The following is a 14884-nucleotide window of genomic DNA, read 5'->3' as shown; positions in this document are numbered from 1 at the left end:
GCGGAAACAGGCTGAAACCTGGACTCCAGCGGCGGGTATCCGTTTACGTGCAGGTGACTCGTTGGCCCGTGGAAATCGATTCCGCCAGAGCGTCTAGAATTTGCTGCGTCTGCAACGCCTGAATATACGACTCCGATTCGGCTGCCTTCACCTGCGGATCATCCCAATGACGAACCCGACGAATTAGCTCGGCAATCATCTCGCGTTCTTGATGACAGAGCACCTCAGCGGGCTCGGTGACCGAACTCGGAGCCGAACTCTCCGTTTCAACAGCAGCAATGACGGGGCTATCGGAGTGGAGACTTGTGGCATCGAGACCGGCCGAACTTTGCCCGTCAGAATCTGAATCCTTGGAATCCGAGGTTGATGGTTCAACGAACGTATGTACTTTCCCAGACGCCTCATGGACCCAACTGCGAGCGGGCTTGCCCGGCCAAGGGCGAGTGAAGTCGTCGCACACGATCGACGCATCCTCGCCAGCGATCTCGCACCACTTTCTTGTCGCTGTATCGAATCCACATGACAAAGTCGCCGTTAAGTCATCATCGAACTGCATCGTCGCTGACACTCGACTGATGATGCCGTCTCGCATCACTCCGTCGGCGGATACAGACAAAGGACACCGGCCAGCGGCAAATCGAATCAAGCCCGCCGCGTACCAACCCAAATCCAACAAGCAACCGCCACCCAACGATGCATCCAATCGGTGATCGCCACTTTGAAAAGGACTGCGGAACGAAACCGCAGCACTCAGATGCCGTAGCGGACCCAATCGAAATGGAACCACCGGACCAGACTCGCTTTGACTCGTCGCATCGTAAGCAGCCCAGTCGTTGGAAGTAGTGTCACGAACAACCGGATCGCGGGTCGCCGTCTTTAGCCAATCGCGAATTTGCGTCGTCCGTGCATGATGCAGCCAAGCGGTTGCATCGAGTAGACGCACGTTGGCGGTTTTGGCCGCCGCGATCATGCTGCGGACTTCATCGGCGGACATGCCCAATGGCTTTTCACATAGGACGTGCTTCCCTGCTTGGCACGCCGCAACGGTCCACTGGCAATGCAGCGATGGCGGCAACGCGATGTAGACAACATCCACGTCATCACGGCGCAATAGCTCATCGTAACCAGCCACTGCACTTGGGATCCCGAAGCTATCGGCCTGCCATTTGGCACGATCCATCGTCCGCGACGCGATAGCGGTGACGCTCGCCCCAGGCGTGGATTGCATGTCAGCGATAATGCGGCGAGTTATGCGTCCGGTGCCCATGACGGCAAAACGGAGATCCGGTTGAGACATACGAAATCGACAACGAAGAAGGGGAAAACGCCAGTGTCGGCAAGTGCGGGGATGCCTTTGTCTACACCAATCGTTCGGACCCGCACAACCGGACGGCACCCTGGAACAAATTTCAATCGATTTGATTTCTAGGCTTGCACAGACGGCCCCGGGGGACTTTGCGTGCTACCGTTCCTACGGACGAAATCTTTTTTCAACTCAACCGACGGAACGATGAGCTTACACGCGATCATTGACGATCAACGCCCTTGCCGACGTGATTTATCACGCTGCGGCGTGTGGCTGGTTATCGCAATCTCGCTGCTCAGCGTCGGCAGCGGTTGCTCGCGATTGCGCCTGCCCGCGATCGACCCTACGGGAAGCTGCCTGTTTTCGCCGCTTCCTACCACCACAGGTCTCGCACTGCCTTGCACAAACGGCCAGTGCAGCCTGACCGATGGCACTTGCGGATGCCTAGGCTGCCTCGGCAACCTAGGTTCTTGCCTGCGTTGCCCTGGCTTCGATTTTCCCACTTCGGCATTTCCTGAGCCCGTCGATCCACCAGCATGCATCGATCCTCAATCGATCGGCAGCGGATTGGCGGAAGGGCCATGCGTTCCGGGACCTGGGTGCAGTGGCGATTGTCTGACCGGACCTCCCGCAGTGCTTTACGGCAGCGAAATTGGCGAAACACGCCCATGCAAGCTGCCTAAACGCGGCAAACGAGGCTGCATCCTGATGACCCCGCAAAAGATCGTCGCACCGGTCGGTGGAGAAGTCATGATCTTGAGCGGAATTTGTGGCACCGACGGCTACCTGCAAGTCGGCGAACCGCTGGAGTGGATGTTGTCACGGGACAGCGTCGGAAACTTCATCCAAGTTGGCGATGACTCGCCCGGCGTACTGCACCATCTGACCGGAATCTCCAAAGCGGAGAAAAAGGACGGTTCGTATGCTCGCGGCGTGACCAGTTCCAAGCCAGTGCTGATCACTCGCGGCAACAGCAACGCGGCCGATGACGTCAAGCTCGAAAAAGGCCAAACTTGGTTAACCATCAGTAGCCCCAGCGAAGGAACCAGCCACGTGACTGTGTTGGCGCCCGAAAGTGAATGCTGGGACCAACGCAAAGCCAATGCAACGATCTATTGGGTCGACGCTCGCTGGCAATTCCCCGGTCCACAACGATTGATCGCGGGCACCCCTGCCGAACTGAACACCCGCGTCACGCGAGCCGAAGGCAGTTTGCCTGCTCGTGGCTGGAAGGTTCGATACGAATTGATGAATCCGGAACTGGCCAGCTTCGCCGGTACCGGTGGATCGTCCGTCGTGGAAGTGAACGTGGATGATTCCGGCAATGCAGTCGCGACCTTGGAACCCAAACCTGGCACGTCCGGCAACGCGGTCGTCAATATCCGCGTCGTTCGCCCAGGCGGCACGAGCGATAACATGCCCGACCTAACCCTCGGCACCGGTCAAAGCTATGTCACTTGGTCCAGCCCGCAACTAACCATGCGTGCCGGCGGTCCAGAAGTGGCTTCGTACGATGTTCCCTTTGATGTCTTCGCCAACGTCGCCAACCCAGGCGACCAAGATGCCAACGGCGTTGAAATTCGAGCATCCATTCCTGAGGGCGTGAAAGTGCTCGGTTCTGACGCTTTCGCCAAGGTCTATCCGAACGCAGTCGTTTGGGAAATCGGCACGATCCCACCGCAACAGCAACTCGATTTGTCGCTCAAGCTATCCTCATCCGCACCGGTTTCGATCGCCTTCGAAGCTCGCGGCGATGGCGGCTTGGCTGCGAACGATTCCGTCCGAGTGGATATCTTCCGCCCGGCGTTGGCTATCCGCGTTGTTCCAGAAAAACAACGCTATCAAACCGGCGACAAAGTCGTCTTCGATATCGAAGTCGAAAACACCGGTGACCGCCCCTTACGAGATGTTTCGCTAGCCGCCAATGGCGACGAAAACATGATGCACCCGGACACTGGCAGCCGTGTGATTGGCAACGACAAGACCGACGGTCCCCTTCAACCAGGCCAAGTCTGGAGCTCACGGGTTGCGTTTGTGCCGACCGATTCCGGACTACGATGCGTGAACTTTTCCGCTACCGCCGCCGGTGGCCAGCAAGCTCCGGCTCAGTCATGCGTAACAGTGATCAACCCACCGCCGCCAACGCCCGCTATGTCCGTTACCGTATCACCCGAGCGTGACCGAATGGTCGTGGGTGATTCCGTACTGATTCGCGGTCGCGTCGAAAACACCGGCAGCATCCCGCTAAAGAATGTGCGGGCAACCATGTCCTATGACCCTCAATTGGTTCCTGAACAAGCCACGGTGGACTTCCCTCGCGATTTGGACACGCCGTATTTGATCGCATGGACAATCGCTGAACTGCCCGCTGGCGAAACCGCTGTGCTGGAAGGTCAATTCAAAGCCCAAGCACCGGTACAACGCAGCCAATTTATCTTCACGGCTGAATCCGCTGAAGGAGCTAGAGGGAACGACAACACGTTCGTGCAGGTTTTCCCCAGCAACGTTCCGAACCGGCCGCTAACGGCGCCGCCCGTGTTGCCACCCGCCCTGACGCCGCCAACGATTCCCGGTGGCCCAGGAACCGCACCGCCATCGAACAACCCACCTAGCACGCAAAGCCCATTTGGAAGCAACGACACCGCTAACGACAGCCGATCCAGTGGCACCTTGCGATTGGGTATCTTGCAGCGTGACATCTCTCCGCGAGTCGGCGACTATATCGGATATTCCATTTCGATCACGAACGACACCAACGAACTGGATCATGCAGTACAGATCTCGTTCGACCTTCCCGTCGGTGTCGCCGTCGAGCGATTAACGCAAACCACCAGCCCAGAACTTGGCCGCCTGAGTCGAGCCGGTAACACGATCTCGTTCGAAGAAATTCGTTCGATCAAACCCGGCGAAACCATCGACTACGAACTGGTCCTGACCTGCAATCAGCCGCAAACATTCAACCTGGTCCTGGAAGCATTCAGCCGGAATTATCCTCGCGGAATCGCCATTTCACAGCGAACCGAAGTCACGCCTTAAGCGGACGTGCAATACGTTGTGGGAAGGCAAGCAACGAGCTACCACGATGTCGACGGCTTCCCGTGACAAGAAACTCATTGCGAGTTTGATTAGCTCGGCTCAGTAGGGCTGTATCACGCTTTGTGGCGAGTTGCCCCAGGGTTGCAGACGGCCGATACGAGCGGCGGGCTCGATATCGGCAGGATTTGTGTTTGCCGGATCCAGAGTAGCGGGTCCCATACCCGCGGGGTCTATCGCTGTTGGATTTCCGTTGGGGATCAAACCTTCGTTACCGAGACCTGCACCTGACACATCCGCCAGGTTGCTGGGATAGTTGGCGTTTGGATAGGTAGCGTTTGGATTGGGGATCAACGAAGGCAATGCATGACGTGGCGGCTTCAAGATGGAGAGCAAGCCACTTGTTTGGCTGGAAAGCGGAATTGCAACGGCGTGCGGTGGTGCCACCAACCTCGCCAGATTGGTCGCCGGAAGCCAAACATCTCGCGAGAGTACGACCGGTCGGCCGGCGGAGGATACGACGACTCCCGCTGGAAACCATTCGCTGCCCGGTTGAGTGCGGCAGATGCCCTCAACACGCAACTGGGCCGCATAGAGATCGAATCGCAACGCAAGAGCGTCAAAGCTGAAGTCGTTTGCCGTGGCGACGGTCAGTTCACATCCCAGGTCCTCAGCCAAACGCGGTAACAGCGAAGCCGACATCCAACCTTCGCTGGAACGAAGTTCGCCGGACACGTTCACGCCGCCTTCTTGGTCAACTTGGCAACGATCCAGCGTGATCGCCCCTAGACCTGTGACACGGTGCGGAAGCTGTTCCGTCATACGCCCCAAATCGACTGACTGGAACCTTCCGCTCAGCTCGAGTCCCCATTGCGGATAGGTGTGACCATCTTGCTTGGTCGACGCCACGGTTCCCTGGAAAGTTGCCTCGTCACCCATACGGCCCAAGAATGGAAAGTAATCTGCAAGCACGGAGACCGGCAAACTGAGCTCGCCGGTTTGCAAGCTGTAAGATGTTCGAGGCGGTGACATCGAACGATCGCGTGTGATCTCCGCTTTCAAGCCATCCGAATCGGGACGTTGCCCGGCCGGAAGACAGCGAACCGTTGCCCAGACTACGGAGTCACGCGTTTCCAAATAGGCGTCGAAGTCTTGTAACGTTTGCGCGGTTGTGGATGACTTTAACGTCAAATCGTCCGCAGCAATGCGAACCGGTACGCCCGTTCGCTCCGGTCGGCACAAAAATCGGTCGTGGATCAGGTCAGCAACCTGGTCCAAAGCGTGAACTTGGATTTCGGGCTGCGAAAGACGGATGACGGTGTTTTGTGAATCGGCGATCCAAACCAGAGAACGTACTGTCGCGACGGTGCGAAGGGTCTCTGCGTTGGCAAGCCGGACGTCGAACAGACGCCAGGTGGTCGGGTCCGCCCGTTCAAAATCGCCAATTTCGACGTGCAAACCGGTTTGCAGAGCCAGTGCCTTTTCAACCGAATGACGAGCATGGTTGTGGTACCAGGGGGTCCACGTAACCACGATCGCTAAAAGCGTTAGCCCAGTGGGAGCTGCGCAGCAGGCAACGAACAGCCAGCGAGCGATCGCTCGGGTGGTTCGTTCGTGCATGATGGGCACATCCCCAGGTAAGTAGTTGATACGCGAGCGAAGATAGGAAAATGGGCCGCTCGGTAGACAGATCAAGTTGGTCCGGGAGCCCAGCTTGGCGAGAGAAATAGCGATTTTGCGAAAGGATTGGGGATGGGTTGCTGCGTGGCGGTGCGCGGAACAGGCTAAAGCCTGGACTCCAACCTTGCTGGTGTTCAGCCTTTAGGCTGCTCGGCATGGAACCGAATCTCCGAAAACCGCTGCGGAAGTTGCGCGGGACAGGCTAAAGCCTGGACTCCAACCTCGCTGGTGTTCAGCCTTTAGGCTGCTCAGCACTGAACCGAATCTCCCAAAACTGGTGTGGAAGTGGGGGTAGCAGGCTAAAGCCTGGACTCCAACGGGGGTCTCCCAAGCTCCTTCGAGGGGGCGAATCGCGGGATTTCCTGGCTTTGGTACGGGTGTTTTGAGCATCGGAACTGGCCGGCCACAACAACCTGGCAAGATACACCGCCTGGGCAACCCAGGTCGCAATCCAAAGGTTTGGCTATTAGCGAAGCCCTGGCGGTCTTACTCATTCTGATCCGTACACCCGAACACTTTGTTTGCTTTCGAGGCATTGGAGGAGGGGTTTGGTTTCACGCAGACCGATCATTCACCACGGTGGGATCTCCTAGCTGTCACCAGCCGGGGGTGATCCGCTTTCCCCTTTCCATGGCCTAACCGCGACAACCGCGGACGGACGTGACAAAGTCGGCCAGGGTGCTTCGGCACACTGACGACAATGGAAGTGGAACCATGTCCTGATTTGGCAAGTGCCTCCCCCGCCGATTCGGCTTCGGTCGGTCGATTGCTTGTTCAAGACATGCTTCCAGGACCAACTGACGCGAACGTTCACAACTGCTCTCGGAGAGGTCACTGCAATGACGCAACCGAAACGACTGATTCGAAGGAGTCGAAAAATGAATTTCAACGTTTTGCGAAGTGTGGCAGCAACACTCTCAGTGGGTGTCTGCACAATCGCTTCAGCTCAATACGGGCCGGCACCGCAAGGACCATACGGTTACGGTGCCCCTCAACAAGCGCAATCCAGCCAACTTGGCGTCCCACAGACAACGGCAGTTCAAAGCTATGGAGCTTCGAACTACCAACCACCACAATACCAGGCTAGCCAGTACCAGCCTCAACAGCAGCAGCAGCCTCAGCAAGCCGCCAACAACTACCAAGCTCCGGCGAAGTGGAACTCCTTTGGCGTCAACAACGGGCCTGCCTTATTCCAACCCGCCTCAACCGGCAGCCATTCGGATCTGCTTCCGGCTCCCGAGGCGATTCCAACACCAGCGCCTAATTACGGCAACGGTCACCAGCAATCATCCCCAGCGGTCCAACAAAGCGTTCCCGCTCAGTACTCGGTTCAGCCACAATACAGCGGATCGACTCAGCACAGCGCACCGATCCAGCAAAGTGCTCCTGTGCAGCACAGCGCACCGATCCAACACCAAGGACCTGTTGCTCAAGGCAACGTTTCCTACGGTGCACCGGTTCCGGATGCCTACTGTGAATCGTGCAACCAAGCACCCGTGCAAAGCCAATTCGCACAAGCAGCATCACAACCTTGGGAAGGTGTATCGTACGCCGCCCAATCTTGTGGCATGCCAGTGGCAGCACCCACACGTGCTCCACTCTTCCCATGGTTCGGCTCGTTCGACCTGTTGTTCTTCAACATGGAAACGAGCAGCCAAACCCGTAACACGGTTTCGCTCTACAGTGCAGCGGACCCAACGCGTCCTTACCTGCCCTACTTGAACACCGGACAACTCGATCCTAGCAGCCAAGTCGGTTACGACCTGTCGTTCGGTCGCTATCTTGGCTGTGGCCAATACGGCTTAGGCGTCAGCTACTTCAACTGGAATCCAGGTGAAGAAGTCTTGAATTCGCCAATCTACGCACCGCAAGACTCAATCGCCGACGGCGGTGGTGGTGGTGCCATGCGAGCATCCGGCATGCCGCAGTACAACGGCGCCCAAATGAACCAAATGTACGACAATGACGATGGCGGTGCCAACGGCTACGTCGGCTTGGATACCGATGGCAGCGGTGCCTACGACGCCAACGTTGACTACGCCAGCGTATATGACATCATCGACGGACGTGCTGGTCAAGCCGCACTGGACGCTGGTGACACAAACGCCGCTCCCGGCGGTGGTGCAGGCACAAGTTCGTATGCTGAAGCCGTCCGCGTTCGTGCTCGTCGCGATGTGGACATCCAAGGCATTGAACTGAACTTGTTCAGCTTTGGCTTGATGGGTGCTCAACGTGCTTCGGCTCTGGGTGGCGGATGCAACGGCTTCGGTTCCATGTTCCGCGGTGCGGGATACGGCGGCGTCGGTGGATACGGTGGCGGCTATGGAAGCTGTGGCACGAACCAGTGCCAACCTTGCGGCGATCCATGTGCACAATCCTGTGGACCTAAGTACGGCTTCGGCGGTGCAGCTGGCCCATTGGTCCGCCCTTGCAACGGCAAGGTTCAAGTCGTCACCAGCCATGGTCTTCGTTGGTTCCAGTTCAAGGATAGCCTTGACTTCGCCTACGACGTCGACGGACGTGCGGGCTACACCATGCACGACATCTACGATACGACCTCGACCGAAAACGACTTGCTGGGTTACCAGTTCGGCAGCCGGTTGATCTACTGCTTGCACAACCGCGTGAACCTGAACGTCGGCGGCAAGTTTGGTATCTACGGAAACCAAGCTGAATTCCGTCACCGCTTGGGATCACAAGATCGTGTCGCTTACCTGGCCGCTATGCCTGACCAAGCGATCGACTTCCACTCCAAGGACACTGTATTGTCGACCTTGGGTGAATTGGACCTCGGCTTGGGCATCCGCATCACCAACGGTTGGACCGCCCGCGGCGGTTACCGCCTGATGGGTGTCACCGGAGTTGCTTCGGCTGACGATTACAGCCGCGACTACAGCAGCGTGGCATCGGCCAGCACTCTGAACGCCGACTCCAGCTTGCTCCTACACGGTGCCTACATCGGAGCCGACTTCAACTTCTAAGTCGAAGCCAAACTCAAACACGCCGTGGACCTGTCCGGGACAAGCGGCGAACATCAAAACCCTCGGGTTCTCGCAAGAGAGCCCGGGGGTTTTTTATTGAGCTGTTAGCGATCGGCCATTTGATGTTAGCCTGGACGAGATGCTGTCAAGCCAATCGACAAAAGCTAACGGCTAATCGCTCATAGCTAAAAGCTCCCCATGGAAACCTCGCTTCACCAACAACTCAAGCAGTACTACGCCAACTCACCCGACCAGATCGAGGTGACGATGGGAGCGTACCGCATCGACGTGATTCGAGACGACGAGCTGATCGAAATCCAATGTGCGTCGTTGTCGGCAATCCGCAAGAAGATTCTCGATCTGCTGCGACGTCATCCCGTCCGAATCGTCAAACCCGCCATCTATCGAACCCGGATCTGCAAGCGACAGCTCCAAGGCGGCCCCACGACATCCCGACGACTCAGCCCACGCCGCGGGCAACCGCATGAACTGTTCGAAGAACTGATCTATTTGCGAGGCGTCTTCCCGCATGAGAACTTGGTGCTGGAAGTACCGATCGTCGACGTGAATCAATATCGCTGGATGCGGAAACGAAAATCACGCCGACGACGCGATCCAGGCTACGTCATCGAAGACGTTGAACTGGATCAGGTTCACCGATCGATTGAGATCACCACGCCGCAGGACCTGTGGAAACTGTTGCCTGACGAGCAGATCCCTGAATCGCTTCGGGACGCAGAATCCATCAATACGCTGGACCTAGCCGAAGCAATCAATTGCCCTCGCTGGATCGCCCAGCGGATTGTTTATGTGATGCGGCACTGCGAAGCCCTCACTCCGACTGGCCGCGACAAAACCGGCATCCACTACAAAGTGGCTTAGCCCAGCGGAAGTGGCAACGAGTCGATAAGGTGCGAAAGAACGAAGGGACTCATTGCTTCGTCCACTCTACCCGCTGGTCGGACCGCCGCTGGAGTCCAGCCTTCAGGCTGAATTCGCCAAATCTCGCCGTGACGCAGACGCAACGGGCTCCTGCAGTACGACGAATTCCCGCACCACTACAGATCCCTGCTGCATAACGGTTTTCCACACCGCTCAAGGCGATTGCTTGCGTGCTGGCGGTCCAACTTCTAAGTTGTTGCGTCCCCAGAGTTGTTAAGTACTCAGATCCCTCCTGCCAATCCCGCTCCCTCCATTCCCGCCTGTCTCATGCCCATCTCCCGATTCACGATCCTGTCCCTGCTTTGCCTAATCCTGGTCACCGCCGGATGCCGCAAAGAAGCGTCGACCGAACCGGCCACATCACCTTCGACGGCAAGTTCAGCACCCCCGCCCCCACCGTCCAAGCGGATTCGGCCGAAGACGTTGCGGCTTTGGAAGCGGCGGGTTTTGTTTTGACGAAGAACGACGCGGGCAACGTTGTGGAATTGTCCATCGGTGGGTCGCAGAACATCGCCGACGTACTGCCTCATCTCAGCGGTGTGCCCAACGTTGAAAAAGCAACCTTCACTGGCCCAGGCATCAACGACAATGGCATGGAAAACCTAGTCGCTTTCAAACACATCAAGCGACTGGACTTCACCGATTCGGCAATCGCCGACCCGACTCTGGCGACGGTTGGCAAACTCGACACATTGGAAGCGTTGTTTCTGCGCCGGACCGGTGTCACCAATGAAGGATTGTCGCAACTCGCGGATCTAAAGAAATTGCGAGCGATTGATTTACGGAACAGCAACATCGGCGATGCTGGAATCGAAAACCTGGTGAAGATCGAATCGCTGGCGGACATCCAACTTGAAAAGTCCAAAGTCACCGACGCAGGCCTAGTCAAACTCGCTCCGTTGAAGCTGAAGTCGATCAACTTCAATTACTGCACGACAATCAGTAACGCCACCATGGCAGTGCTCGGAAAGATGCCGACTCTCGAATCGCTGCAGGCTGACTACTCCAAAGTCGACGACAAAGGAATGAAAGAACTTGCAAACCTTCGAAATCTGAAACGAGTGCGAGTTCGTGGTTGCGACGTGACCGGTGCCGGTTTGGCGCATGTCAAGGACAACCCCAAGTTGGCTCGGTTTGAACTTCGCGATTCGTCGCTGGATGCCAAGGGTCTCGAGATTCTGTCGTCGATGCCGCAGATCACATTCCTAGACATGTCCGAATGCCGACTTGCTCAACCCGAAGACATCGCCAAACTCGGAAAGCTCAAGAACCTGACGTATCTAGGTTTGTGGGAAACCAAAACCAACGACGAAACGCTTGCCGCCTTCGGTGATCTGACCAACCTCAACGAACTGAACCTGAAATCGGCGTCGGTGGGTGATGATTCTCTACCCACGCTAATGAAACTCACCAACCTGAAACGTCTCAACGTTGCCGGCACACTGTTTACAGACGATGGGTTCCGTAAGCTCGGATCGCTTCCCAAGTTGCAATACTTGAACGTCGCCAACACCAGCATCGGGTTCGATGTGATCGATGAACTTGCCGAGTCTCGCGAAGATCTAGAAGTCGTCGAGTTCGAGAACTAGCATGAGCCTCCTGGCCGCATGTGTGTGCCACAGTAGGCTTTGCCACGGACCTACCCAAAAGGGTTTCGGGCAAGCCGACGCCTTAATCGAAGCCCTCGTAAATCAACCTCTATTTACTGAACCGACATGAAATCTCGTCGTCCGTCCGAGTCCGATTTGGCTCTTGATTACCATCGGCAATTGGCTGATCGGGTATCAGGTGAGTGTGTGATTGAGGCGTTGCAGAACCAATTGTGGTGGATCTGTGAGTTGGGTGGCAGCTTGTCGTGCGAACAAGCCGATCAAGTGCATGCACCCTACACCTGGTCGGTGCGTCAGGTGTTTGAACATTGCGTCGATGCGGAGCGAATTTTCGGCGACCGCATTTTGAGGATCGCTGCCGGTGACACGACCAATCTTCCCGCCTGGGACGAAAATGCCTACGCGGACGCCCGGTTTGGTCTGGGAAACATGGGTCACATGATCAGCGAACTGGGAAACCTCCGGCAAGCCAATATTCTGCTGCTGCAACGGATCAAACCTTCGGCGTGGGACCGCGTCGGCACGGTAGACTCCCAGCCGATCACGCCGCGCGGCATCGCCTGGATCACGGCGGGTCACCTGCAGCATCATTTCGAGATCATCGAAAAACGCTGTAACGTTACGCCCAATCGAATGCCGGTTAAAGCGACGATGGCGACACATTAGAACGCCAAGATCGGGGCCGCCCCCTTTTCACTTTGCCGCGTTTGATGTTGGATATGCCCGTTCAGGTTCGCGTGTTCGCCTTAATGGGCTATGCAGGCGACCGACTCATCGTTCCGTCTTTATGGCTTGAGTGAATGTCTGCCCCCAAAGCCAAGCCAGAAACCAAAACGCTGAAACGACGCCTCGTCCAGCGTCCAGAAGAGGCGGGCGTGCGGCAGCGGATGTACGACATCATCTTTGAAGCCGACGACGCGGCGAGTCGCTGGTTCGACATTGGATTGCTGATCGCGATCGTCGCCAGCATCGTATTGGTCTCGATCGAAACGCTGCCTGAATATCAAACGCAAGTCACCATCGATGGAATCCCGCAAGTTTCGCTTCCCAAGTGGTTGGTGGCGGGCGAGTGGTGCCTGACGATCCTGTTCACGTTTGAATATGTGGCAAGACTGGCGTGCGTGCGACATCCACTGAAGTACGCGTTCAGCTTTTGGGGCATCGTTGACCTACTTTCCATCATGCCAAGCTACGTGGCGATCTTGACAGGCGAATCCGCTCGTTCGTTCGTGATCCTGCGTTCGGTCCGATTGCTGAGGGTGTTCCGGGTTTTGAAGCTTTGGCGAATGATGAGCCAAGCAGATGAATTGGCCGACGCGGTTTGGAATTCTCGGGACAAAATCATCGTCTTCTTGGCCGTCGTGTTGGTCGCCGTCACGATCAGTGGCACGCTGATGTACCACATCGAAACGGTGATGCTGGGCGATTCCCACGACAGCGATTTCACATCGATTCCCCAAGCCATGTACTGGGCGATTGTGACCATGACGACGGTGGGATATGGGGACATCGTGCCGCATACGACGATTGGGAAAGTAATATCGGCTGGGCTAATCTTACTGGGCTACAGCCTGATCATTGTCCCGACTGGGTTCGTTAGTGCAGAACTTTCCGGGCGTTCAGCGGAACCTCGCGAACAGCATCCGTGCCCGCAATGCGGGGCCCCCACGCACCGCGGTGACGCGACGTATTGCTACCGTTGCGGCAATCACCTGGACCAAGCCTGATAATCGGAATCCCTTACGTTGTCGGTTTTTCTAAAAAATCGGCACAAATTGGCCGATTAGTCACAAAGAGACCCTGACTAAGGGGAAATCGAACGTGTCGTCGCTTGCGCTCAATTGGAGGACGCTGCCGGCCCGATCCACATTCTTGAGCGACACGTTGAACGGCTTCGTGTCTGGCAATCCAGTACGTATGATGATTCCCCCCACGTCATGGCAAAATCCACAACATATCTGCGTCGACTTCGTAAATCGTTGACGCTAGCGGCTCTTTTGCCGATTTCCAGCTTCATTGCCGGTTCAGGCGTCTTGGACAGCCAACACGCGATGGCGATCGAAGGCACCGAGATGAGCGGAACCGTTGGCGTCTGGGCTCCCTTGCTGCCTGACGTGGCCGGCGAAGACGGCGATTCGATTGGTACGATCATCGGCTTGAAGGGCCACCACCGCTTTGACGGCTATCGCACCAGCGTCGAAGGCGGCGTGCAGTACGGCGTGACCGAAGACGCCGAAATGTTCGGATTCGAGTTCCTGCTGCGTGATACTTGGTCGTTCGGAATCGGCGATCTATCCGCAGGCACCGGTTACAGCCAAATGAACTGGGAACAAGAAAGCCTGGGCCACGACTTGAGCAGCGATTATCGCGGTGCCAAGGTTGTCGGCGGCTGGGAAACCGCGTTCGGCAACACGCCCGTGTGGATTGACCTGAGCCTGGGTCTGTACGACATGAACGGCAAGTACGTTGGTAATGGCGGCGCCACAACCGCATCGATCGATACCTTCACAACCACGTGGGGACTCGACGTCAAAACGGACTGCGACATGTGGGGCATTCCGATGCGAACCGTTGTCGGCCTGAACTACCTCAACGACATCACGACCTGGCAAAACGGTGCAATCGGCACCGACGACGCTCTCGTGCTGACCGGCGCTCTTGAGTTCCGCTTGTTCTAAGACGGACAAGCTAGCACAACCGTCTGGACTCCACCCAAGCTGGAGTCCAGGCTTCAGCCTGCTACGCGCCGCCATCGCTGCAATTCGAACAGACTAGTTGCTGAATTCCGGCGGCAGCTTCTTCCATACCTGATCGACGATTTCATCAATCGTCGCATCGCTTGTGTCGATTCGCAAATCCGACACCTCACGGTACAGCGGTTCGCGAGCCTGCATCACCGCCGCGATTTCTTCCAATACCGGCTGGCCTGTCAAAGAAGGACGCCGGTCACCGGTCGTCGCATCGCCTGCCAACCGGTCGGCCAAAGTCGTAGGATCCGCGTCGAGCCACACGCACCAACCACTCGATCGAATCACGTTGCGATTGGCCTCTCGCAAAATCGCGCCGCCGCCCAGCGAGACGATACATCGGTCTTGATCGGCAACCTTCGCGATACACGCGGACTCCATGTCGCGAAACGCCTCTTCGGACTGATCCGCAAAGATCTGGGCGATCGTCATGCCGGCTTCCGCTTCGATGCGTTCATCCAGGTCCACAACTGCTAAACTCAATCGCTGGGCCAGTTCCCTCGCCACGGTACTCTTGCCGCATCCGCGATAACCGGTCAAATAGAGGTGTTGGCTTTGCCGCGATGTTTTATCCATGAGCGAAAA

At 56.9% G+C, this 14884-nt stretch carries 10 protein-coding genes; 7 read left to right on the top strand and 3 right to left on the bottom strand.

The genetic code is table 11. From position 1 onward, the window contains the following. Nucleotides 1–43 precede the first annotated feature (43 nt). The gene (locus ACR3ZL_RS11690) at nucleotides 44–1297 is read right to left on the bottom strand and encodes a Gfo/Idh/MocA family protein (protein ID WP_473652972.1); all 1254 of its coding nucleotides are present in this window, start codon (nucleotides 1295–1297) and stop codon (nucleotides 44–46) included. A 213-nt stretch (nucleotides 1298–1510) separates the two neighbouring features. Here ACR3ZL_RS11690 and ACR3ZL_RS11685 point away from each other — a divergent pair, with 213 nt between their 5' ends. Next, entirely contained in the window at nucleotides 1511–4342 is a 2832-nt protein-coding gene (locus ACR3ZL_RS11685; RefSeq protein WP_473652973.1) for a COG1361 family protein, read from the top strand. Nucleotides 4343–4441: 99 nt separating this feature from the next. Here the strand turns inward: ACR3ZL_RS11685 and ACR3ZL_RS11680 are convergent, their stop codons facing one another. Continuing rightward, entirely contained in the window at nucleotides 4442–5959 is a 1518-nt protein-coding gene (locus ACR3ZL_RS11680) for a hypothetical protein (RefSeq protein ID WP_473652974.1), read from the bottom strand. 938 nt (nucleotides 5960–6897) lie between these two features. Between ACR3ZL_RS11680 and ACR3ZL_RS11675 the strand changes: the two genes are divergently transcribed. The 6 genes from ACR3ZL_RS11675 to ACR3ZL_RS11650 all read left to right on the top strand — a co-directional run bounded on the left by ACR3ZL_RS11675 (nucleotide 6898) and on the right by ACR3ZL_RS11650 (nucleotide 14230). Beyond that, complete coding sequence (locus tag ACR3ZL_RS11675) at nucleotides 6898–9000, top strand: hypothetical protein (RefSeq protein ID WP_486173478.1); 2103 nt, start codon at nucleotides 6898–6900, stop codon at nucleotides 8998–9000. Nucleotides 9001–9198: 198 nt separating this feature from the next. Beyond that, complete coding sequence (locus ACR3ZL_RS11670) at nucleotides 9199–9882, top strand: DUF8091 domain-containing protein (protein WP_473652976.1); 684 nt, start codon at nucleotides 9199–9201, stop codon at nucleotides 9880–9882. Nucleotides 9883–10268: 386 nt separating this feature from the next. Next, the gene (locus ACR3ZL_RS11665; protein WP_486173477.1) at nucleotides 10269–11531 is read left to right on the top strand and encodes a leucine-rich repeat domain-containing protein; all 1263 of its coding nucleotides are present in this window, start codon (nucleotides 10269–10271) and stop codon (nucleotides 11529–11531) included. 126 nt (nucleotides 11532–11657) lie between these two features. Beyond that, nucleotides 11658–12218 carry a DinB family protein gene (locus ACR3ZL_RS11660; protein ID WP_486173476.1) on the top strand — a complete coding sequence of 187 codons (561 nt, stop codon included), beginning with the start codon at nucleotides 11658–11660 and terminating at the stop codon, nucleotides 12216–12218. 134 nt (nucleotides 12219–12352) lie between these two features. Continuing rightward, on the top strand, nucleotides 12353–13279 hold the full coding sequence (locus ACR3ZL_RS11655; protein ID WP_473652980.1) for an ion transporter: 927 nt from the start codon (nucleotides 12353–12355) through the stop codon (nucleotides 13277–13279). A gap of 210 nt (nucleotides 13280–13489) precedes the next feature. Next, nucleotides 13490–14230 (top strand): hypothetical protein, encoded by a 741-nt coding sequence (locus ACR3ZL_RS11650; protein ID WP_486173475.1) that lies wholly within the window; start codon nucleotides 13490–13492, stop codon nucleotides 14228–14230. Nucleotides 14231–14323: 93 nt separating this feature from the next. Here ACR3ZL_RS11650 and ACR3ZL_RS11645 read toward each other — a convergent pair whose 3' ends face one another. Next, the gene (locus ACR3ZL_RS11645) at nucleotides 14324–14875 is read right to left on the bottom strand and encodes a shikimate kinase (protein WP_473652982.1); all 552 of its coding nucleotides are present in this window, start codon (nucleotides 14873–14875) and stop codon (nucleotides 14324–14326) included. Nucleotides 14876–14884: the final 9 nt, after the last annotated feature.

The organism is Rhodopirellula sp. J20-39 (genome assembly GCF_057365095.1).
The sequence above is the reverse complement of the archived record's forward strand: the minus strand, read 5'-3'. Positions and strand labels throughout refer to the sequence as shown.